The sequence below is a fragment of the Denitraticella aggregata genome, from assembly GCF_048158365.1.
Taxonomy (GTDB): Bacteria; Pseudomonadota; Gammaproteobacteria; order Burkholderiales; family Rhodocyclaceae; genus Azoarcus_F.
The window spans coordinates 56,857-78,684 of record NZ_JBLLNL010000012.1 but is presented as its reverse complement, the minus strand read 5'-3'; the positions used below and the strand labels follow the sequence as shown (position 1 = coordinate 78,684).

11 protein-coding genes are annotated in these 21,828 nt (G+C 66.1%); 2 read left to right on the top strand and 9 right to left on the bottom strand.

The window, feature by feature from the left end:
* Window positions 1-34: 34 nt before the first annotated feature.
* The 9 genes from ACKVEX_RS14045 to peaA all read right to left on the bottom strand — a co-directional run bounded on the left by ACKVEX_RS14045 (window position 35) and on the right by peaA (window position 14,228).
* Window positions 35-3,919, bottom strand: coding sequence for a translocation/assembly module TamB domain-containing protein (locus ACKVEX_RS14045; protein WP_473216360.1), 3,885 nt, complete (start codon window positions 3,917-3,919; stop codon window positions 35-37).
* 2 nt (window positions 3,920-3,921) lie between these two features.
* Window positions 3,922-5,673 (bottom strand): autotransporter assembly complex protein TamA, encoded by a 1,752-nt coding sequence (locus ACKVEX_RS14040; RefSeq protein WP_473216359.1) that lies wholly within the window; start codon window positions 5,671-5,673, stop codon window positions 3,922-3,924.
* A 168-nt stretch (window positions 5,674-5,841) separates the two neighbouring features.
* Entirely contained in the window at window positions 5,842-7,191 is a 1,350-nt protein-coding gene (gene qhpG / locus ACKVEX_RS14035) for a flavin-dependent monooxygenase QhpG (RefSeq protein WP_473216358.1), read from the bottom strand.
* Window positions 7,192-7,196: 5 nt separating this feature from the next.
* On the bottom strand, window positions 7,197-7,877 hold the full coding sequence (gene qhpE / locus ACKVEX_RS14030) for a subtilisin-like serine protease QhpE (protein ID WP_473216357.1): 681 nt from the start codon (window positions 7,875-7,877) through the stop codon (window positions 7,197-7,199).
* Window positions 7,870-9,612: an ABC transporter ATP-binding protein gene (locus ACKVEX_RS14025; RefSeq protein ID WP_473216356.1), complete on the bottom strand. Its 1,743-nt coding sequence runs from the start codon at window positions 9,610-9,612 to the stop codon at window positions 7,870-7,872. Before ACKVEX_RS14025 ends, qhpE begins: the two co-directional genes overlap by 8 nt.
* Window positions 9,613-9,705: 93 nt before the next feature.
* Window positions 9,706-10,839 (bottom strand): quinohemoprotein amine dehydrogenase subunit beta, encoded by a 1,134-nt coding sequence (gene peaD, locus ACKVEX_RS14020; RefSeq protein WP_473216355.1) that lies wholly within the window; start codon window positions 10,837-10,839, stop codon window positions 9,706-9,708.
* Between the two features lie 15 nt (window positions 10,840-10,854).
* Complete coding sequence (gene qhpC, locus ACKVEX_RS14015) at window positions 10,855-11,178, bottom strand: quinohemoprotein amine dehydrogenase subunit gamma (RefSeq protein WP_473216354.1); 324 nt, start codon at window positions 11,176-11,178, stop codon at window positions 10,855-10,857.
* A complete protein-coding gene (gene peaB, locus ACKVEX_RS14010) occupies window positions 11,179-12,612 on the bottom strand; it encodes a quinohemoprotein amine dehydrogenase maturation protein (RefSeq protein WP_473216353.1) in 1,434 nt (477 codons plus the stop codon).
* 38 nt (window positions 12,613-12,650) lie between these two features.
* Window positions 12,651-14,228, bottom strand: a complete 1,578-nt coding sequence (peaA, locus tag ACKVEX_RS14005) for a quinohemoprotein amine dehydrogenase subunit alpha (RefSeq protein ID WP_473216352.1) — start codon at window positions 14,226-14,228, stop codon at window positions 12,651-12,653.
* 306 nt (window positions 14,229-14,534) lie between these two features.
* On the opposite strand from peaA, the gene torR reads away from it, so the two are divergent.
* Together torR and ACKVEX_RS13995 are read left to right on the top strand one after the other, a co-directional pair.
* Window positions 14,535-15,269 carry a two-component system response regulator TorR gene (gene torR / locus ACKVEX_RS14000; RefSeq protein WP_473216351.1) on the top strand — a complete coding sequence of 245 codons (735 nt, stop codon included), beginning with the start codon at window positions 14,535-14,537 and terminating at the stop codon, window positions 15,267-15,269.
* Window positions 15,270-15,324: 55 nt separating this feature from the next.
* On the top strand, window positions 15,325-21,696 hold the full coding sequence (locus tag ACKVEX_RS13995) for an AAA family ATPase (RefSeq protein WP_473216350.1): 6,372 nt from the start codon (window positions 15,325-15,327) through the stop codon (window positions 21,694-21,696).
* The last annotated feature ends 132 nt before the right edge of the window (window positions 21,697-21,828 follow it).

Below are 21,828 nucleotides of genomic sequence, written 5' to 3'. Positions count from 1 at the left end.
CTCGTCGGATCCTCGGCTTGCCGCAGATGCGCGATCAGCGCTCCACCCTGAAGATGACATCACCGCCCTGCGCGGCCGCGCTGGACGTGATCTCGAGGTCGAAGAAGCGGTTGATCTTGTACTCGGTGATCAGACGATCCACGCCGTCGAACACGCCCACCGCATAACGCACCAGCAGGCGCGAACCCACCCGCTTGCCGACGGTGAACTCGCTGCCGTCCAGTCCGACCTCGTCGAAGCCGATCGTCTGACCGATGTCCCTGACGATCTCGTCGCCCTGCGACACGCCGAGACCGGTCAGCGCATTGATCAGCATCGAAGCGTCCGCGCCGGACGTGCCGCCGGACAGCAGCCGACCGGTCAGCAGCAGGCTCAGCGCATCGCTCTCGGCCAGCGACGGAACCGAGAACACCTGCGTGACCGGATTGCCGAGCGTGCCGCGGATCTCGAGGCCGGCCTGATATTCGCCGACCGTGCGCGACGCACGCACATCCAGGCCAGGATCGTCGAGCGGACCGTTGAAGGTCAGTCGTCCCTGTTCGATCCGCAGATCCTGACCAAAGGCCGCGTAGCGACCATCGCGCAGGTCGACCTCGCCGAAGGCAGCAATCGGCGCGGTCTCGTCGCCGCGCAGGCGCAACTGGCCTGCCAGCCTGGTCGAGAAACCCATGCCATCGAGGCGCACCCTGTCGCCGAGGATGATCTCGATGTCGGTGCGAACCCGATACGCGAGCGCGCCCTCGTCGATCGCGCTCGCCAGCGCCAGATCCGGGGATTCGGAAACCGATCCCTCCGGCAGGGTCCGGATTTCGGCCTCGAACACGGGCACCAGCACGCGCCCGCGCACGGTCGCCAGACTGTGATCGGCGGAGATCGAGATCTCGGGACTGATATCCACCGACAGTTCTGGCGTGCGCAACACGGCCAGATCCTCGCCTTCGAGCGTGAGCTCAGCCCGCCAGTCCGGCAGCTCGGCGAGCGAGCCCTCGCCGCGCAGGCGCACCTCGCCGCCCTCGCCTCCGCGCAGTTGTCCGCGAAGCACGAGCTGCTGGGCGGCGTCGATCGTGACATCGACTTCACCCTGTCGATAGGCGACTCCGGTGGCAGGCAGCATCAGCGCGAGACCGTCGATACGCAAGGTGCCGGTCGGGGCAGGTGCAGTCAGCGTGCCGCCCAGCGCGATGTCCGCATTGACCGTACCGGACATGTTCACCACCTCGGGGGTGATCGCGCCCAGCCAGGAAAGATCCGGCATGTTGAGGCTCAGCGTGCCGCCGAGCGACTGCGTGTCGTCGAGCCGGGCGCGGATGTCGCCGTTCAGCGACAGATGATCGGGCAACTGGGCCGAGAGCTGTGCGTCGAGTCGATCGTCGCGCACCGTGATCTGCACCCGCGTGTCCCGATAATCGATGCGCAGCGGTTCGTCGGTGAGGCCGCTGGCGATCATGTGGTTGTCGGGCAGCCGGAGCAGCGCGTCCGCGCGTATCTGCTCGCCCACCTCCGCACTGGCTTCGAGCGCGAGGATGCCCGGGACCGCCAGCGCCGGCGGCAGGAATTCCTCGGCCAGCGCGAGCGGCAGTCTCGCATTCAGCGCGGTCCTTATCGGCGCGCTGCCGGAACGGGAGGCGGCGGCACAGATCCGCCCTGCATCGGTGGTCCGACCCTGTTCCGTCAGGCAGGCCTGCGCGAGCGCGAAGTCGGTGGCCGACGCACTCAGCGCCGCCGGCGCTTCCAGCGACCAGTTGCCGACCGGTGTGTCGCCAAGATCGAGCCGACGCAGCTGACCGGACCAGGCCTCGTCGACCACGCCGCCCCGCAGCCCGAGCTGCAGTCGACCGAAGTCGGTGGTCGCATCGAGTTCGGCCTCGTGCGCATCCAGTCGGCCTGACGCGTTCAATGCGAGCGTGTCGATCTGCTGCCCCGCCGCTTCCATTCGCGACAGGCGCGCGCGGATGTTCACGTTGTCCGTCTGGGCCTGGGCCTGGATGTCGATGTGGTCGAGCCGGAAATCCGTCGATCCTATGCCGCGCCCTGAAAGCCGCGCATCGATCTCGGGCGCGGCGAGCGTGCCGCGCACGGTGCCGCTGCCCTCGATACGGCCGGTCAGCGCGAGCGCCTCCGGCAGCGGCAGCTCCGACAGCGACGGCAGCGCGATGTCGTAGCGCAGATCGAAGGGCGGCGTGACCGTGCCGATCACCTGGATGCGATTTCGGCCGAGCGACAGGTCGGCGGGTTCGAGCCTGACCGTGTCGCCCGCGACCTCGGCGCGAATGCTGCCGCTGAGGGCCTCGCCTTCGATGTTGCCGCGCAGGCGGTCGAGGCTTGCGGTCAGGAACGGCTGGCCGTCCCGCAGTTCGCCGCGGCTTTCCAGGTCGAATCCGATCGTGCCCGAGATGGCTGGCTGAACATGGTCGGCCAGGCGCGACAGGTCCGCGTCGTCCAGACCGAGGCGTGCATCCCATGCGAGCGTGTCACCCAGGCGGATCTCGGCGCCACCGGCAAGCGCGGCGTCGAGGATGCGGCCGGCGAATTCGTCCACCCGGATGTGCTCAAGGTCGCCCTCGACCTTCAGGCCGATGCCGTCGAACGGAATGGCCGCGACCTCCCCGCGCAGGTTCAGCAGGCGGCTCAGATGCGACAGCACGCCGGCCTCGTCCAGCGTGCCTTCGCTTTCCAGCGCAAAACTGACGCTGCCGCCTGCGCCCTCGGCCAGCACACCTGGGTCGATGTTCAGCGCTTCGGCCGACACCGACCAGCTGATGTCAGGGCCCCATTCGGCGGAGCCCTGGGCTGTGATCTTGCCTTCGAGCACGTCCATCGACAGCGCGCGAATCTCGGCGTTGTCCAGGCCACCGGTGACGTCCAGCGTCAGCGCGCTGACAGAGATGCCGGCGAAGGAGGCGCTTGCATCGCTCAGCACGGTCTCGTGCGTCAGCACGCCACCGGTGCCGAATCGGCCCTGGCTGGTCAGGTCGAAGCTGACCGGTCCGTCCGCCTGCTCGACCAGTTTGACCGGCTGGAGGTCGCGTCCGCTCAGCGCCAGATCCCAGGCCACGCCGTTCGACCATTCGACCGTGCCCGCGAGCTCGAGCACGCCCTCCAGGACCTGGGTGTCGATCGCGACCAGACGCGCCGCATCGAAGCCATGTTCCACATTCAGGTCCACGCCGGCATCCGGAAAGTCCTGGCCCTGCCAATCCACGCGCCCCAGCGTGCGCAGCGCGTCGAGCGGACCGGTGGTGTCGAGCGCCCATGCGACGCGCCCCTGATCCACCTCCAGGCTGCCTTTCGCCGACGCGGTCAGCGCATGGGGGCGCGCGGCGTCCATCGTCGCGGCCAGTTCCAGCGTCGCGATCACCGGGGCGGCGAGCGACAGCGAGAAATCGGCGAGTTCGAATCGTGTCGCGTCCGCGCTCGCGCGCGCACTCAGCGTGGTGAGTTCGAGCCACCCCGCGTCGGGCGACGGTTGCAGCGCGAAGTCTTCGATCAGCAGCCTGTCCACGCGTACCGAGAACGGCAGTTGCGGAATCAGCGCGTCGAGGTCGAGCGGGCCGGAGTCCTCGGGCGGCGTCTCGGTGCCCGGCAGCGAGATGCGCGTCCGGTGCACCGCGATCTCCCGAACATGCAACTGCATCGACGCGAGCGCCGGCCAGGTCACCTCCACCCGCACGCGGTCGACCGTCACGCGCGTGCCCGCGTCATCGTCGTATTCCACGCCGGAAAGCGAGAACCCGCGCCACAGCGTACCCTCGACCGCGGCGATGGTGACGCCGGGGGCGAACGTGCTGGCCCTGCCCAGCGCCGCGCGCAGGCCGCTTTCGGTGGCGATCACCGCGCCCAGCGTGATCGCCACCACCAGGATCAGCAGGCCGGCCAGCCACAGCCCGATCCTGAAAAGTTTGTACAACATGCCCGCCATATTCAGAACTCCGCCCCTATGCCCAGATGCAGGCGTGGTGACGAGCTGCCGTCGCTCAGCGGGAATGCGACGTCGATCCGCACCATGCCGATCGGCGAGCGCCAGCGTGCGCCGATGCCAGCGCCGGTCTGCAGATCCATCTCGGCGAACGAGTCGAACGCATTGCCGGTATCCACGAAGGCCGCGCCATACCAGTCGCTGCCGTAGATCGGCATCATCGCTTCGGCGCTCAGCACCAGCAGATGGCGTCCGCCGACGACCTGTCCGTCGTCGTTCTCCGGACCCAGCGTCTCGAAGTCGTAGCCGCGCACGGTGGTGTCGCCGCCGGTGAAGAACCGCAGTGACTTGGGCAGCGCGTCGAAGTCGTCGACCCAGGTGGTGCCGAAATCGCCGCGCACCTTGAGGATGTATTTCCCCGCCGGGCGCAGCAGTGTGGCGTTGACGACCCCCTGCATCAACGACGTGGAACTCAGCAGTGATTCGGCGGCACCTTGAAGCATGACGTTTAGAGAGTGTCCGCGGGTCGGGAACAATGGATCGTCGAGCACGCGATGTCCGAGGCGTGCACCGACGAGGAGGAAGTTGTTCGAGTCCGGATCCTCGTCGCCAAACTCGGTGCGCTCGTAGCGGAACTCGGTGAATGCGGACTGGGTCCAGCCGCCTCGGACACGCACCACCTGCATACCGACTGCGGCCGTGTCGGACAGGATGTCGTTGTTGTCCTCGCGGGAGGTCCGCGCGAAGAAATCCAGGCGGTCGGTCAGCGGGTTGCGGTGCGGCACCGAGTACACCGTATCCAGCGTCGAGATCCGCTGCGACAGACCGAGGCCGCCCCTCCAGGTATGGCCGCGCCGATTGACCCAGCGGCGATCGATGTCGGCGCGCACGCGTGGGCCGGTATCGGTGCCGAAGCCGGCCCGAAACTCGTACGCGGTACGTTTTCGCGGCGTCAGCAGCACATTGACCGGCACGGTCTCGTCTTCGCGACGATCGAGGTCGGGCCGCACCCGCACATCGGCGAAATAACCGCTCGCGGCGAGATGGCTCGAGATCGCGGCGAGGCTGTCGCTGCTGTAGTCGTCGCCCGGTTTCACCGGAATCAGCCGTCTCACGAAGCGCGGATACAGGATGTCCTGCGGAGCGGAGATGTCACCGAAACGATAGCGGGGTCCCGACGCGAGCGTGAGTTCGACACGGGCGGTGTTCTCGTCCGGATCCACCCACAATGTGCGGCGTGTGTAGCGTGCGTCGAGGAACCCCCGGGCGCGGGCGCGGTTGATCAGGTCGTCGCGAGCGCTGTCGTAGCGCCCCTGGTTAAGCGTGTCGCCGACCTTGAGGTTCAGGTTCTCGAAGAAGCGCCGGGCCGACGGATCGGACTCGAACGGGCCGTCGATGACGATGTCCACGCTCTCGATCAGCACCGGCGGCCCGGCGGTGATGCTCACGACCGGATGGAGACAACCGGCGTCACTGTCGATCCGGGTCTCGACCTCAGCATTGAAATGCCCGAGGGCCCTCAGCGCGGTCTGTGCCGACACCTCGACATTGCGCAGATAGGACAGGACCCGCACCCGCTGGGCATTGCAGCCGAGCCGGTTCGGCGGCGCCGTGTTCCGCACGTTGCGCAGCAGCGGACCGTCCTCGAGGCCTTCGATGCGCAGCGCGACTTCCACTGCGCTGTCGGTGGTCGCTTTGGATGGGGTTGTTGGCGTCTCTGCGACCGCAAATCTCGCGAGCGACAGCGATACCGTCATCACCGCCAGTTTGCTCAGTAGCTTGTCTAATCTCGGCAAATCGGGTTCATCCGCAGTATACGGCCGTCGGATCGGCATTTTACCCTGTAGCGAGCTTCGTGTTCTCGATCCGTCATGGGCGAGCATACAGCGGCGCGCGAGCAGCGACGAACATGCACCCGGATCGAATCAGGCGGATGGTGCGTGGATCCAGCCGCGCTCGCGCATCCATGCCAGCACCTGGGGCGCGCGGGCGGCATCCGGTCCGAGGAGTCTGGCGAGCGCGGGCCCCGGGTCGTGCTGCGACTGGCGGGCGGCCCTGAGCAGCGGGGCGGCCGCGTGGCCGCGTAGGTGCCAGACGCCCAGCGGGTGCTCGGGCGAAACGACGACCTCGGCCGCCTCGATGAAACCGAGGTTCGCAACCGGCATGTCGACGATGGTCACGTCGGCGGGTGTGACGACCGGATGTGCCGGCTCGACATCGGGCCAGTGCCTGCGCCTCGACCAGAACGGTCGCTCGGCCCATTGCGTTTCCAGCCGACAGAAATCGCGTCCGATCCGGGCGAAGCGCAAAAACAGCCCGCGGATGCGCTCACGATGGAATTGCGCCGCCAGCGCGGCGGCGTCCGGCCGTCGCATCAGCGTGTTGATCACCGCGGGTGCCTGCAGCGCCGAGGACAGGCTCTGGAAGATGCCGTTTCCGGACAGCGGATCGACCGCCATCGCAGCATCGCCGATGCGGATCCAGTTGCGGCCCACCGGCTCCAGGCACAGGATCGACGTACTGGTCCGGGCACGGATGGTGCCGACGGGTTCAGAGCATGCGATGAAGGTGCGTGCCGACTCCAGCTCGGCCAGCCGGGTCTCGCAGAACGCACCAAGCGCGTTCTTCGGCGGGAGTCGAAGCGCCGAGGCATCGAAGGTGAGCTGGAGATACCGTTGTCCGTCCGTGTCCGACGCCATCCAGGCCCAGCCATCCGCATGGCTTTGCACCGCCGATCGGGCCGGGCCGGGCGTCCCCCGACGGTAGTGCAGCAGGGCCAGGGTTTCGGGGCCCCGCAGTCGTTCGGCGGTGGCCGACGGTGCGGCGCGGCCGCGCGCCTCGACCAGGAATCCGGCCTCGATGTGGGTCGAGCCGGCGGGGGTGTCGATGTCGCACAGGAAGCCGTCGTCGCGCGCGACGCAGCCGCGCACCCGCCCGCGCAGGGCGGCCACACCTGCGCTCGCCAGGTCTTGCCACAGGCTCGTGTCGAAGTCGGCGCGTCGGATCAGACGTTCGGTGTTGGCCGCGCTGCTGACGCCGTTCCAGGTCACCCGGCGAGGCGACGGCTCGGGCAGGGCAGCAACAAAGCGCTCGAATCCGGCGCCGCGCAGGGCGGCGACCGCCCGCTCGGAGATCCCCTCCACGGCACGGAACGGACGGAAATCGCCGACGACCATCACGTCGTGCCCGAGTCGCCGCAGCCCGAGCGCGGCGGCCGCCCCGGCCGGTCCGCCGCCCAGAACCAGAATGCCGCAACGCGTCGGATGGCCGGTCACCGCGCTCAGCCGGTCCGTCGTTCCGGACCGTGATGGCTGGCACGGCCGGTCAGGTAACTGCGCAACTGCGACCGAACCGGTTGCCCACCCTCGCACAGGTAGCGGGCCACTTCCCCGGTCAGATGAGCGCAGCCGGCGCTCGCGCCCACGCCAGCGGTGGTGCTCCCGAGCGGGTGCACATGTGCGCCAAAGTCTGCATATGCGGTGTCGAGCCGCGAAATCTCGCCGCGCGCGCAACGTGCGTCGCCGGTCATGCGAAAGACGCCCAGATAGGCGGCCGGGAACACCGGTGCGCCTCGTGCCGGCGTCGACGCGCACAGGATCACGCCCGCGTCGAGCGCGCGCTGGCACGCCTGCGCCAGGACCTCGCGATCATGGCGCAGACCCAGACTGAGGTTCACGACGGAAACGCCTTCGTCGACCAGCCAGTCGAGCGCCGCGGCAACCTGCGCGGCCGACGCCGACAGCCGATCCCGAAAGACCTGGGCCACGACGAAGCGCGCCTGCGGGGCCCCCCAGGCGATGACGTCCAGCACCGCGCTGCCGTGGCCCAGCCGGTCCGGAACCGGTTCGCTCCGGATCACGCCGTCGGGCCCGGCTACGAAACCCGCCGCGGCGCTCAGGCTCCGGGTTTGGTCCGGCCGGGATCCGCTGTCGACGATGCCGACCCTGATTGCTTCAGACATGGGCGGATACCGGTGCGGACAGGGTGTCGATCCGTTCAAGCCGTCCGTTCTCGAGTTCCAGCCGCAGATCGCATCCGGCCAGCGTCGCCGCCCGATGGCTGACGAAGATCCGCGTGCGCGTTGCGAACAAACGGTCCACGGCTGCGATGACCTGGGCCTCGGTGCGCTCGTCCACGGCTGACGTGGCCTCGTCGAGCACGATCACGAGCGGCATCTGGAGCAGCGCGCGGGCGATGGCGATTCGCTGCTTCTGCCCGCCCGACAGTTGCTGCCCGCGCTCGCCTATCGGTGTGTCGAGACCCTGTGGCAGACCCATGACCATTTCGGACAATTGCGCGTCCTGCGCAGCCTGCGCCACGTCTTGGTCGCTGGCCTCGGGCCGCGCATAACGGATGTTGTCCGCGAGCGATCCGCGGAACAGTACGATGTCCTGGCTGACGACGGCCACCGCGCGGCGCAGGGCGGCCGGGTCGAGCCGGCTCAGTTCGACGCCATCAAGCCGGATGCTGCCGCGCTGCGGGTCGAAATGGCGATGCAACAGGTCGATCAACGTCGACTTGCCCGCGCCCGACGCGCCGCTCATGCCGACCCGGCTGCCACCCGGAATACAGACGGTCGTACCGTTCAGCACCGCGCGATCGCGCCCCGGATAGCCGAACACGACCGCATCGAACCGGATCTCACCCACGCCCGCCGTCGTCAGGGGCGCTGGCTCGGCCGGCGCGCTGACATCCGGCTCGGCCTGGCGCAATTCGTTGACCCGCGCGAGACTGACGCTCATGCGCTGCACCGCCACGTAGAGCCCGAGCAGGCTGTTGACCGGTCCGACCGCCATGCCGAGATAGGTGGAGAATGCAATCAGCGATCCGAGCTGCCACTGTCCCTGGATCACCCACCAGCCGCCGATCAGGAAGGCCGCCGCACGCGTGATCGAAGTCAGCGTGCCGGGAACCGCATGCGTGAAGAACTCGGTCACCTGGAGCCGCAACAGATCACCCAGATAGCGCTGGTTGAGATCGTCGAGCCGCACACCTTCGCGCCCTTCCTGTCCGGCCGACTGGATGAACTTCATGGCCGGCAGCGTCTCGACCAGGAAACTCGAAAGATCGGCGGAGCGCTCGCGCAGCGTGCGGGTGCGCTGCTCCACCTTGCGCCGCATCCAGCGCAGCCACACCACTTCCACCGGAATCAGGATCAACACCAGCAGCGACAACTGCCACGACAGCGCAACCAGCAGGACCAGCGCGCCGGCGAGGCCGAGCAGGCTGCTCACCGCGGCAAACAGGCTGTCCAGCGCGAAACGCTGGATCTCGGCCACATCCCCATCGATGCGTGACAGCAGGTCGCCCGTGCGGCGCTGCGCGAAAAAGGCCGGCGACAGGGTCTGCAGATGCCGATACACGTCGCTGCGCAGTGCGAACAGGATCCGCCCGGACAGGCGCGTGTGCAGATAGCGGTTGATGCCGGCGAGCGCCGTGCCGAGCAACCCGATCACCATCATGATCAGCGCGATCGCGACCAGCGCCTCATAATCGCCGGCCAGCAGGCCATCGTCGATCAGCAGCTTGACCAGCCACGGCTGCAACAGCACTAGGGCCGAAGCCACGACCGACAATCCGAGCAGGCCCGCGATCGCGCGCCGCTGCGGTTTCACGAATCCGTACAGCCACACGAACCCCTGGCGCAATGATTCGCGTGCGCGCGAATCGTCGACCCTGACGAGCCAACTCAGCATGCCTGTTCCTTGCGGCCTGAATGCGGCTCATTATCCATCAAAAAAAGAAGGTGCCGTGCGGCACCTCCAATCACACGACGTTCCTGCGAAGGCTCAGTTGCGGAATCTTGCCACCCGTAGATCGGCGGTGGACATGTCACCCGGCAGTACGATCTCGGCGGTCTTCTCGAGCGTGTCAGAATCGTGTATCGATATGACACTCGCGGCGCCACCCACGTACAGGGTCTTGCCGTCGCCGGAGATGTTCACACTGTAATAGGTGTGCGGCAGTGGTACGACCTGCAGCGTCTCCTTCTTCGCGATGTCGTGCTTGGAAAGGGTGTTGAAGGCCCCGTAAAGAATATCGGGATCGTTCGGATCTGAGACGAACGTGAAGATGATGAACTCGAACGGTATTATCTCCATCTGCACCGCCTTGCCGGTGTTGAGATCTACCCGACTCATGCCCCACCACCATTCCGCCGTGTCGAAATCCCACTCCTCGCTGTCGAACTTGGCGGTCACGTAGGGCATGATGTATTCGTTCACGTGTTCGCCCTGAGAGTGCATCGCGAACGCGTCCGGAGGCAGCCACAGGGGCCCGCGGTCCCAGTTGGCAAGCGGAGTGACGGTGCGCACCGCACCCGTTTTCGCATCGATCGCCTCCACATCTGCACCGCCCAGAATGACCTCTCCGGTCGCGGTCGCCGCGATCTTGGTGATGCGGCGACTGACCGGGAAGGTCCGCACCGGTTTCGCATCGCGTCCGTCCGCGATGTTGAACACGGCCAGTTGAGGTTGCAACACCTCCATGCGATCCGTGTGATGACGGACCGGGTTCTGCACCGTGTAGAGCTCCCGGCCGTCTGCGCTGACCGCAATCGACTGGAAGGTCTTGACCTTCACGTCCTTGGTCGACTGTGCTGCGGAGAACACGATCTCGCAGCTGCGGATGTCGAAACCGTAGACGTCCTCCCACATGTTGCTCAGGACGTATGCGTGTCGTCCGTCTGGAGACACGGCCATCGCTCCGGAGCCGAAATTGCCGGGGATGTCGCAGCTGCGAAGGAGCGTGTTCGTGCGCATGTCCATCACATGCAACTGGCCCGGCCGCGTCACGGTGAGTAGATATTCCTCGCCCGCGCCGGCGCGCGAGCCTGTGCCCGTGCCGGCGCAGCCGGCGGTCAGCACCATGACGGCTGCGGCACCGCACAGACCGGCCGATCCAAACAGGTTCTTCAGAGTCATGTGGACCGCTCCCCGTCAGTCGTTGTCTTCGAAAATGCCGTCGAGCTTGCGCCAGTCGCGCATCGCGTCGTCTGCACCTTTGCCCCAGTCCGGATGGCTGCTCATCGTGTCGGGCACCTGCGCCGGCCACCAACATGAATCCGCGCAACCGTACAGATCGGCCTCCATCGGCTGGCAGAGCGATCCCATGCCGCCGAAGGCGTCGATCTCCCAGCCCGGGTCGACGGTCGCGGTGCACCCGACCACGGTCTGCATGGCTACGACCTCTTCGAGTTCGGCCGGACTGACGGCCTCCTCCATGAGTCTTGCCTTCTTGTTCAGGGATTTGAGATGTTTCATTCAGGCACTCCTCCTCGGAGAAACGTGTGCTGCGAAGAATCCAGGATTTTCGGTGATGATTCGCGCATAGACTTCGATGCCGAAATCGACCCAGTCGCGTAACAGATCGCAGTAGTGATAGGACGGATGGGCCGCATCCCCGTACTTCGCATAGCTCTCGTGGTAGCAGCCGCCCGAGCAGATGTTGCGTATGCGACATGTTTCGCAACCGGTCCCGCTGCGGTCCAGGCGCTGTTCGACGAACGCGGCCAGCAGGGGGCGATCGATGCCCTTGTCGACGTCTCCGAACAGCGGCATGTCGGAACCCGTGAAGCGATGGCACAGGTTGAGGCCGCCATTGCCGTCCACTGCCAGCAGACCGACGCCCGCGCCGCAGGGCAGCTGCTTGCGGTTGCCTTCGTGCATGTCCGTGAGCAGCTGGTGCATGTTGCCGAAACCGAAGTTGCGACCACGCAGTGCGTTGTCCAGATAGCGCTGTCCGAGCCGCTTCAACCCTGCGAAGACTTCGCCCAGTTCGTCCGGCGGAAGATTGAACGTGGTGATCTCGCTCGATGTGACCGGCCCGAAACCGACTTCGTGAAAACCGATCTCGCCCTGCAGATGGTCGAAGATGCGCTCGACATCGGTCGCGCCTTGGGTCAGCGTCACGCGGCAACCGACCGGGCGCGCAGTGTAGCGCGACAGCAGCATCTCGACCTTGCGGCGCACGACGTCATAGGTGCCGTGGCCGCCCACCGTCTTACGGTTGCGATCATGCAGGGCCTTCGGGCCGTCCATCGACACGGTCAGGCCGAAGCGGTGGGCGTTGAGCCAGTCGACGATGGTCTCGTCGAGCATCGTCGCGTTCGTCGTCAGCGTGAAGTCGACCGCGGCGCCATGTCGCGCGAAACGCGGTTCGCAATAGGCCACGACATCGCGGATCAGGTCCATGCTGGTCAGTGGTTCGCCCCCGAAGAAGACGACGTTGTAGCGGGCCTGGTCGGGAGACTCACGCAGCAGCATCTCGATGGACTTGATTGCGGTGTCGTAGGCCATCTTGCGGCCACGCGCCGGTGTCGCGAGATCCTCCTTGTAGCAATAGGTGCAGCTCAGGTTGCAGCCGGTATTGACGTTCAGCACCACCGTGGTCAACGGAAACCGGGTGATCGCCTGCGGCGCGAGGTTGATCCGGACAGCGACGTCGTGGTCGGTGATGAGCTCGAGCGAACGCAGCTCTTCGATGGTTTCGGACACAGCCTCGGCGGAATAGCGATCGGCGAGTGCCGCCTGGGCCATCTCGGGGGTCAGTGCCGCATGGCGGTCGAACAGTTCGAGCAAGTCCCCGGCGAGATCGTCGAGTTCGAACAGGCCGCTGCTCGGCACGTGGAACAGCATCCTGCGCGCACCCACGTCGACGCGGTTCAGGTTCGGTCGCACCAGGTTCATCACTGCCATTTGGGTCTCCCGGGGTTGGTCATGTTTGTCGCAGGCGCTCAATCGAGCACTCGCCGAACGAAATCGGGCACCGCGACCAGCAGGGTCGCACGGCCTTCCACGGGTTCGGGATCACTTGCGAGTCTGGCGACAACGGCCAGGCGGCCGGTATTGCTCCCCGACATGGAACGCGCGGGGTTGGGACCGGCATCACCCGGCGTGAATACGCCATTGGTGTCGATGCTGCCGGCGAGTATGTGGTCCTTCGCCGCGGCAGCATCGTCGTCAGCCGGTTCGAGCGCCCATTCGACCGGCATGTACCCCAGGCGCAGCTCGTCCTGCCCGTTCGGGCCGACGGCATAAGCGATCGCACGATACGTGACGCGCACCTTCTCCATCTGCGCATCGCCCGGACCGCCGATCCGCGCGATCGCATTTTCGGGCGACACCTGAAGCCTTGCGACTCGATCATAGACGGCCAGCATGTCGCTGCCGCGAGCCCGTCCGACCGCGACGTCGCGCAGGCCGGCCGTGCCCGAAGCCCGTGCCCTGACCGTGACCCGGTCGGTGCTGCGTGAGACCTCCTCGACGATCTGCACGCCTTCGCCGAGCGTGACTCGGCCGCTCAGATGGCTGCCGACGATGGTGATCGTGGCGGTTTCTCCGATGCGCAGGTGGGAGGGCATGACCGCGACGACCTGGCTGCCGGTGCCCTCCTTGACTGCACGTGCGGTGCCGCCGATCTCGTTGGCGTCGCGCATGAACATGCGCCCGCTCAGCTCGACGCCCCCCGGCGAGGCGGCCATGACCTGCCTCATCCGCATGCCGTCCAGGTTGAGATCGGCGCGCCATTCGTACCCAGTGAACACGGTCGCGCTGCCTTCACCCCGCAGCGGTGTCCCGTCGGCGTAGCGTCCGTCTACGCTCAACCGGAAGCGGTCCGGCGCGGTGGCGGATGCGTTCATGCGGGCGTCGAACTCGCCCTTGCCCGGAACATAGCCGATCAGGCGCCACTGTCCGCCCAACTGCGGTTTCGCGGTTCGCTGCCATGTCTGCCAGGCCGCGCTTTCAAGCGGGTAGTCGGCCGCCAGTTGCGGGACGATCTCGGACAGCGCGAGCTGTAACCACGGCCGATCGCGCGAAAGGGCATGTAGTTCGAGCGTGGGATGCTGACCCAGATGGAAATGGACGAGCAGCCGCCACTCGTCCTCGGTGCGTCGCTGCAGCCCGAAACGCGCGCTCGAGTGACAGCGCGCGCACATCTCGACATAGGGTTCGGGGGTGTCTTCGACGATGTTGGTGTCCTGCTCCAGGAGGTAACGATACGGTGCCGCCTCGGCCGGTGCGAGGCCTTGCGTGTCCGCGAGATGCTTGATCAGCGTGCGCTTGTGTTCCAGGGGCAGGTTGACCGCGCGGCGGTGCTCCATGCGGTTCAGCGTCATGTGCCAGCCTTCGGGGCTCTTACGCTGGTCGGCGATTCTGGAGAACTTGCCGTCCTGTTCGGTATGGCAGCCGAGGCAGTAGCTGCGGACGATGTTCGCGCCATCCGGCTGCGCGGAGACCGCGGGACTCGCCAACAGGCTTGTCAGGACCAGTGCGCCCGCCCGAAGGATCGCGCGGATAGAGTAGTCGTTCATCAAAGCCGTCACTCCTTCCCAAGGTGAGGTGCAGTACCGGCTCGGCGCGGCTCGGCACGACGCGATTGCGCGGCGCGGGCCCGCTGAGCATGTCCGCCAAGTTACAGGCGCGCTGTAAATGAAGTTGACGCGATTTGTGCGAAGTTGTGCTCTTATGTAACGGCTCGGGTACGCCCGCCCGCTGCGACCCCTCGCGCGGCCCCGGGTCGCGGGCCAGGTTGATCGATGGCTGGCTTTTCGGACATGATTGGCCCTGTGCCCCGCAATCTGCACAGGAGGTTAGCAGCCCGGCAGGAGACTATCGAAATGGCTCAAGAGCACAATGCCCGCGTCGCACCGCACATCATGGTCGTCGAAGACGAACCCGCGTCGAGATCCCTGCTGGTCAGCTACTTCCAGCGGGAGGGTTATCGGGTCAGCGAATCCGAGCAGGCCGACGACCTGTTGCACCGGATTACGGACGAGGCCATCGACCTCGTGCTGCTGGACATCAACCTGCCGGGCAAGGATGGCCTGACCCTGACGCGGGAACTCCGTGCAGCCTCCAGGGTGGGCATCATCCTGGTCACGTCCAAGGGCGACGAGATCGACCGGATCGTCGGGCTCGAGCTCGGTGCCGACGACTACGTGACCAAACCGTTCAATCCGCGCGAACTGCTGGTCCGCGCGAAGAACCTGTTGTGGCGCGTGGCCGACTCCCGCAGTGCCGAACGGCATGCGTCCGAGAACGCGTGCTGGCGCTTCGAGGGCTGGCGGCTCGATGCTTACAAGCGTCAGCTCACGTCGCCCGACGGACATTGCGAACGTCTGCCGCAGGGCGAGTTCAAGCTGCTGCAGACCCTGGTCACGCACGCCGGTCAGGTGCTTTCGCGCGACCAGTTGATGGACGCCATCCACGATCGGGAGTGGACGCCCAACGATCGCACGGTGGACGTGCTGATCGGCCGCCTGCGCCGTAAGCTCGACGACAACCCCGCCGACCCGCGACTGATTCTGACCGCCCACGGCGCCGGTTACATCTTCGCCGGCGAGCCGCGCTAGCCCGTGCGTGCGCGACACATGGCCCGTGACGTCGAAGGATCGAGGAGGGGCGCGCATGATTGAATCCGGCGGATTCCGCACCCTCAAGCGGTTGCATCAGGGACGCGCGTGCACCGTCAGCCGGGTCACGGTGGCCGGTCGCGACGATCCGGTCATCGTCAAGCAACTGCAACGCAAGCGTTGTTCGGACCAAGAGGTCGTGCGTCTGCAGCACGAATACGAGATCCTGCGGCAACTCGACATTCCCGGGGTCGCCCGGGCGCTGGACCTGATAGAGACAGAGACCGGGCCGGCCATCGTGCTGACCGATCACGGAGGTCGTCCGCTGCGCGAAATGATCGTGTCGGGAGAGCAGGACTGGGACGACTGGCTCGCGACGATGATCCGGGTCTGCGAACTGCTGGAATGTCTGCACGAGGCGCGGGTTACGCACAGGCAGATCAATCCGGACCACATCCTGATCCACCCCGAAACGGGCGTGGCCCAGCTCATCGATTTTTCGTTCGGTACGCGCCTGAGCCGTGAGCAGGCGAGCTGGAACACGCCGCTGCTTGCGACCAAGAATCTGCCTTACATCGCGCCGGAACAGACCGGCCGGATCAACCGCGCGATCGATTACCGGACCGACTACTATGGCTTCGGCGCGACGCTATACGAGTTGCTGACCGGTCGTCCGCCCTTTGCGGGGCGGGATCAGCTCGACGTGATCCATTGTCACATCGCGAAGCAGCCGCTTGCTCCGCATCTGGTCAACCGAACGCTACCGCCAATGGTGTCCGAGATCGTGTTGAAGCTCCTGGCGAAGGACGCATCTCAGCGCTATCAGTCGGCCGGCGGGCTCGCGCATGACCTGGGGCGCTGCATAGAACAGTGGCATCGGGACGGCACGGTGCGCCGCTTCGAGACCGGCTTGCAGGACGTGCCTGCACGCCTGCAGGTGCCCCAGCGCCTCTATGGCCGCGAGACGACGCTCCGCCGGCTGACCGGCACCTACGACGTGTGCGCGGGCGGGGAGCACGGGCTGATCCTGATCAGCGGCTACACCGGGGTGGGAAAGTCGAGCGTGGTCCATGAGCTGCGCCAGTACATCGATGAACAGGGCGGGCGCTTCAGCAGCGGCAAGTTCGACCAGTTCCGACGGAATCGACCCTATTCCGCGGTTCTGCAGGCGTTGCAGGCGCTGGTGCGGCAGTTGCTGACCGAGCCTGAGGACCAGATCGTGCAATGGCGCGACGCGCTGCTGGGCGGACTGGGCGGCAGCGTCGCGACGCTGCTCCGACTCATTCCCGATCTCGGACTGATCCTGGGAGCCGACTGTGACGCTGCCGTCGGCGCACCGCTGGACGAGCGCAGCCGCTCCCGCGTGTTTTCGCAGCTGCTGCGCGTCTTCACGCGCGCGGGGCGTCCGCTGGTGCTCTTCCTCGACGATCTGCAGTGGGCCGACCTGGCGTCGCTGCAGCTGCTCGAGGCACTCGCGCAATCGCCCGACCTGTCAAATCTTTTGCTCATCGGCGCCTATCGTGACCAGGCGCTGCACGCCGGTCATCCGCTGTTGCCAACCCTCGAGCGCCTGCGTGAAGGCCCGCTTGCGTTACAGGAGCATCGACTGCAGGCTCTGACGCCGGGCGAGGTCGCCCGAATGCTCGCGGACACGCTTCATTGCGATGAGTACTCGTGTCGGGCGCTCGCGCTGATCTGCCACGAGAAGACCCAGGGCAATCCGTTCTCACTGAACCAGCTCCTTCATGCGCTGTACGAGGAGAACCTGATCCGCTTTCGCGATCAGCGCTGGCACTGGGATGAGCCGGCCATCTGCGCCAGAGCGATGACCGACGACGTCGTGTCGCTGATGGTAGACAAGATACAGCGTCTGCCATCGTGCTCGCAGCGGGTGCTGCCGCTGGCGGCGTGCATTGGCAGCACGTTCGATCTGCACACGCTGGCGGTGGTATACGAGTCGAGTGGCCGGCAGACCGCCGACGATCTGTGGCCGGCGCTGAGTGAGGGCCTCGTTGCGCCGGTCGACGACAGCTACCGCCTGTTCCAGCATTCGGATTCGCGTCAGGCGCGCTATCGCTTCGTGCATGACCGCATCCAGCAGGCGGCCTATTCGCTGATCGACGAGGCGCAACTCGAATCGCTCCATCTGTCGATCGGCAGACTGCTCAGACCCGATGCGGACACCGACGAGGCCGGTCATCTTACCTTCGAGATCACGCACCACCTCAATCAGGCCCGCAGGCTCGTCATCGAACCGGCCGAGCGCCTCGATCTGGCCGAGCTGAACCTGCGAGCCGGTCAGCGCGCACGGGAGTCCGCCGCCTTCGACTCGGCGCTGGAGTACCTTCAGGCCGGCCTCGACCTGTTACCCAACGACGCCTGGCAAGCGTGCTACGCACTGTGCCTGGAACTGCATGTCGCCGCAGCGGAGACGGCAAACATCAACGCGGATTTCGCGCTGATGGATCGACTGATCGGCGCGATCGACATGCATGCCTACTCGCTGCTCGAAAAGGTCAGGGCCTACGAGATCCGTATTCAGTCGCAGGTCTCGCGCAATCGCTTCACCGATGCGCTCGATACGGCACTCGAGGTGTTGTCGCTGCTTGGCGTCGCGCTGCCACGCCAACCGAACCGGTTGCAGATCTGGTTCGAACTGCTCCGCACCCAGCTGCTGGTGCGACGCACACCGCCCGATCGGGTTCTCGACGGTCCCGACATGCAGTCACCCACCATGCTGGCGGCGCTGCCGGTGCTCGCCAGCATGTTCGGCGTGGTGAAGTTCTCCAGTTCCGCGCTGCGGCCGCTGGTAATGGCGCGGGAGGTCGAGCTGACGATCCGGCACGGACTGACGGACTCGGCCGGGCTTGCGTTCGCGGGCTACGGAGGCGTGCTCTGCGGCACCGTCGGCGCGATCGACGAGGGCTACCGCCTCGGCTGTCTCGGGCTGGAACTGGAGGACCGGCGTGGGTCCCCGACCCGGCACAAGACCATGGCGCTGTTCAACTCCTATGTCCGGCACTACAAGGAGCCGTTGCCACGGTGCTTAGAGGCGCTGCTCGAGGCCCACCAACTGGGGCTGGAAACGGGCGACATGGAATACGCGGCATACAGCCTCGCCGGACACATTCAGTACGCCTTCCCGCTGATGCGCAGCCTCGGCGAACTCCAGCCGGCGCTGGAGGAGTACGTGATGCGCCTGCGGCGCTCGGGGCAGAAACAATCCTTGCAGTACTCGTCCATGACTCTGCAGACCGTGGCCAATCTTCGCGGAGCGTGCGACGATCCGCTGCGACTGGACGGTACGCATTACGCGGAGAACGCGATGCTCGCCGAGCATCATGAGCAGAACCACCGTACCGCGATCTGCCTGCACCATTTCTACAAGGGCCTGCTCGCGTTCGTGTTCGGCGACATGCGCGCCGCCGCCGCCCAGTGCCGAACGGGCATCGTGTTCCTGCCCTATATCGCGGGAACCTTCAGCTATGCGTGGTTCCAGGGTCTGCATGCGCTCGTGCTGCTCGGCGCCCTCCCGGCAACGCCGGCGCGGCAGCGCCCGCTGGTCCGCATCCAAGTGTGGCGCATCCTGCGAAGAACGCGACGCTGGGCACAGCACTGTCCGGCCAATCATGCGCATCGGGTGGAACTGATCCATGCCGAGTGGCTGCGCACGAGCGGGCGACGCAGCCGCGCGATGGCGTACTACGACCGGGCCATCGATCTCGCCGAGCGCAACGGTTTCGGGCTCGATAGTGCGATCGCCTGTGAGCTGGCCGCACGGTTCTACGAGGCATGGAACAAGCCAGGCGTCGCGCGAAGCTATCGTGTCGACGCGCGCCGGCGCTACGAGATCCTGGGGGCGTCGGCCAAGGTCGAACAGCTGGATGGCGTGCTCGAGACCGGTTTCTTGCAAGCGGGCGAGCCGGCGCTGTGGACACGGCCGACCATGATCGCAGCGCCGGATCCGGCCGTCAGCAACGAGGCCTTCGACATCGCGTCCGTGATCCATGCGTCCCAGGCCATCTCCAACGAGATCGTGCTCGAGAATCTGCTCGGTCGACTGATGCAGCTGGCGCTCGCCACCGCTGGTGCCCAGCGCGGTCTGATGGTGCTCAGTCGGCAAGGCCGCCTGTTCCTCGAAGCCGAGGCCGGCCTGGATGGCGCTATCCAGCTGGCAGACTCGCTGCCGCTCGAGAAGGGCGGCGAGCGGCTTCCGGTCAGTCTGGTCAATTACGTGGCCCGGACGCGGGAGGCGGTGGTGCTTGGTGACGCCGCCGCGCAGCAGATGTTTGCGCAGGATGCGTACATCCGCAGCAGGGCGACACGGTCGCTGCTGTGCATGCCGATCACCTACCACGGCGAACTGACGGCGATCCTGTATCTGGAGCATGCGGAAAGCCGCGACACCTTCGACCGCCATCGCCTCAAGACGCTACAGATCCTGGCGGCCCAGGCGGCCATCTCGATCGAGAACGCAAAGCTATACCAGAGCCTGCAGCGGTCCGAACTCGAATATCGCTCCCTGTTCGAGAATGCGGTCGAGGGCATCTTCCGGGTCAGTCCGGCCGGACGCTTCATTTCGGCGAATCCGGCCCTGGTGAACCTGCTGGGCTACAGCTGCGCCGCTTCGTTCCTGGATTCGGTGACCGATGTCAGCAGCCAGTGCTTCCTCGATCAGGACGATCTGCGGCGCTTTCTCGGCAGGTTGAACATGAACGAGCGCGTGCTCAATTTCGAGACGCGCTGGCGGCGGGTGGATGGAGAGGCGATCTTCGTGTCGATCTCCGCGCGTCGCGTGCTCGACGACGAGCGCGCGCTGCTCTATTACGAAGGCTCGCTGACCGACATCAGCGAACGCAAGGCCAAGGAGCGTGCCGAACTCGCCCGCGAGGCCGCCGAGGCCGCGAGCGAGGCCAAGAGCCATTTTCTTGCGACCATGAGTCACGAGATCCGCACGCCGATGAACGGTATTCTCGGCATGGCGCAGCTGCTGACGCGCTCGCAACTGACTTCCGGCCAACTCGAACAGGTGCAGGCTATCCATCGGTCCGGCCGCATGTTGCTGTCGATCCTGAACGACGTGCTCGATTTCACCAAGATCGAGGCCGGTCAGCTGGAAATGGAGCGACAGCCGTTCTCGCCGCTCCGGGTCATCGAGGAACTGCGACCGATGCTTGCTTCGCTTGCGCAGGAGCGGGCGCTGGATTTTTGCGTGGATTGCGATCCGCGCTTGCCTGCGTGCCTGATCGGGGATCATCGTGCGTTGAACCAGATCCTGCTCAACCTGTGCACCAACGCGTTCAAGTTCACCGACCGGGGATTCGTGACCCTGCGGGTACACTGCCTGGACCGCACCCCGCAGTCGGTCCGATTGCGCTTCGAAGTCGAGGACACCGGCATCGGCATCCCGCCTGAGACCGGTGAGCGCATCTTCGAGCATTTCTGTCAGGCCGACAGTTCGATTACACGCCGCTTTGGCGGCACCGGGCTGGGACTCGCGATCTGCCGCCGCCTGGTGGAATTCCAGCAGGGGCGTATCGGTTACGATAGCGCGCCCGGCCGGGGAAGCACGTTCTGGTTCGAGCTGACGTATCCGCTCGCACAGGATTGTCCCTCGACCCCCGTTGCGGCGGGACAGCCACTCGCTCCGCTCAGCATTCTTCTCGTCGAGGACACGGCGATCAACCAGCAGGTCACGCAGGGCTTGCTCGAAAGCGAGGGACACTCGGTTGCCGTGGCGGAGGACGGCTACGCGGCATTGGCGCTGCATGCTCGGCATGCGTTCGACCTGGTGCTGATGGACATTCACCTGCCCGGCATCGATGGGATTGAGACCGCGCGACGGATGCGCGCCCATGACGATCCAAGCAAGTCGCGCGTTCGTATCGTGGCGCTGACCGCGTCGATCACGGGCCGTGAAGTCGAAACCTATCTCGCCGCCGGAATGGATGCGGTCGCAGGCAAACCGATAGACTTCGACGAGCTGCGCACGATGTTGTACGCGAGCGACGCGCGTGCCTGCTCGTGTGCGACCGAGCCGGCGACGCGCCTGCTCGACACCGCCCTGCTCGAGCAGCACCGACAGATGTTGGGAGAGGCGCGCTTCGTCGACTTGATCCGGACGTTCAGGCAGCAATGTGCGGCGTTACACGCGCAGCTTCGCGCATGCGAGGAGCGCGTCGAGCAACGCACGATCGTGCACAAGCTCGCCGGTGCCTGCGCCAATTTCGGTCTCGCCACGGCCGCAGACGCATGCCGCAGCCTCGAGGACCAGTTATCGCGCGAAGGGGTTGATGCGTGCGAGCCGACCGACCTGCTCGCTTGCATCGCAGAGAGTCTGGACGCGCTGGCCGCAAGCTATCCGGACGGACCCACCCAGATTCCGGCGGATGCGCAAGGCGAACGGGCCCCCTCGCCGCCGCGCTGAGAGCCGGCAGGGCTGCCGCTGGCCGTTTCCCGGCGGCTGGTCGCAGATCTGTAGTGCGACCATTACAACTCCGCACAATTCGGCACATCCGGCGCAAAGCTGGTTTACAAGCGCCCTCTACATTCGGACCCA

Coding starts and splice junctions, on each gene's coding strand:
- peaB (WP_473216353.1), bottom strand. CDS start 12,612: ATGGCAGTGATGAACCTGGTGCGACCGAACCTGAACCGCGTCGACGTG.
- torR (WP_473216351.1), top strand. CDS start 14,535: ATGGCTCAAGAGCACAATGCCCGCGTCGCACCGCACATCATGGTCGTC.
- peaD (WP_473216355.1), bottom strand. CDS start 10,839: ATGACTCTGAAGAACCTGTTTGGATCGGCCGGTCTGTGCGGTGCCGCA.
- ACKVEX_RS14025 (WP_473216356.1), bottom strand. CDS start 9,612: ATGCTGAGTTGGCTCGTCAGGGTCGACGATTCGCGCGCACGCGAATCA.
- ACKVEX_RS14045 (WP_473216360.1), bottom strand. CDS start 3,919: ATGGCGGGCATGTTGTACAAACTTTTCAGGATCGGGCTGTGGCTGGCC.
- qhpE (WP_473216357.1), bottom strand. CDS start 7,877: ATGTCTGAAGCAATCAGGGTCGGCATCGTCGACAGCGGATCCCGGCCG.
- qhpC (WP_473216354.1), bottom strand. CDS start 11,178: ATGAAACATCTCAAATCCCTGAACAAGAAGGCAAGACTCATGGAGGAG.
- ACKVEX_RS13995 (WP_473216350.1), top strand. CDS start 15,325: ATGATTGAATCCGGCGGATTCCGCACCCTCAAGCGGTTGCATCAGGGA.
- peaA (WP_473216352.1), bottom strand. CDS start 14,228: ATGAACGACTACTCTATCCGCGCGATCCTTCGGGCGGGCGCACTGGTC.
- ACKVEX_RS14040 (WP_473216359.1), bottom strand. CDS start 5,673: ATGACGGTATCGCTGTCGCTCGCGAGATTTGCGGTCGCAGAGACGCCA.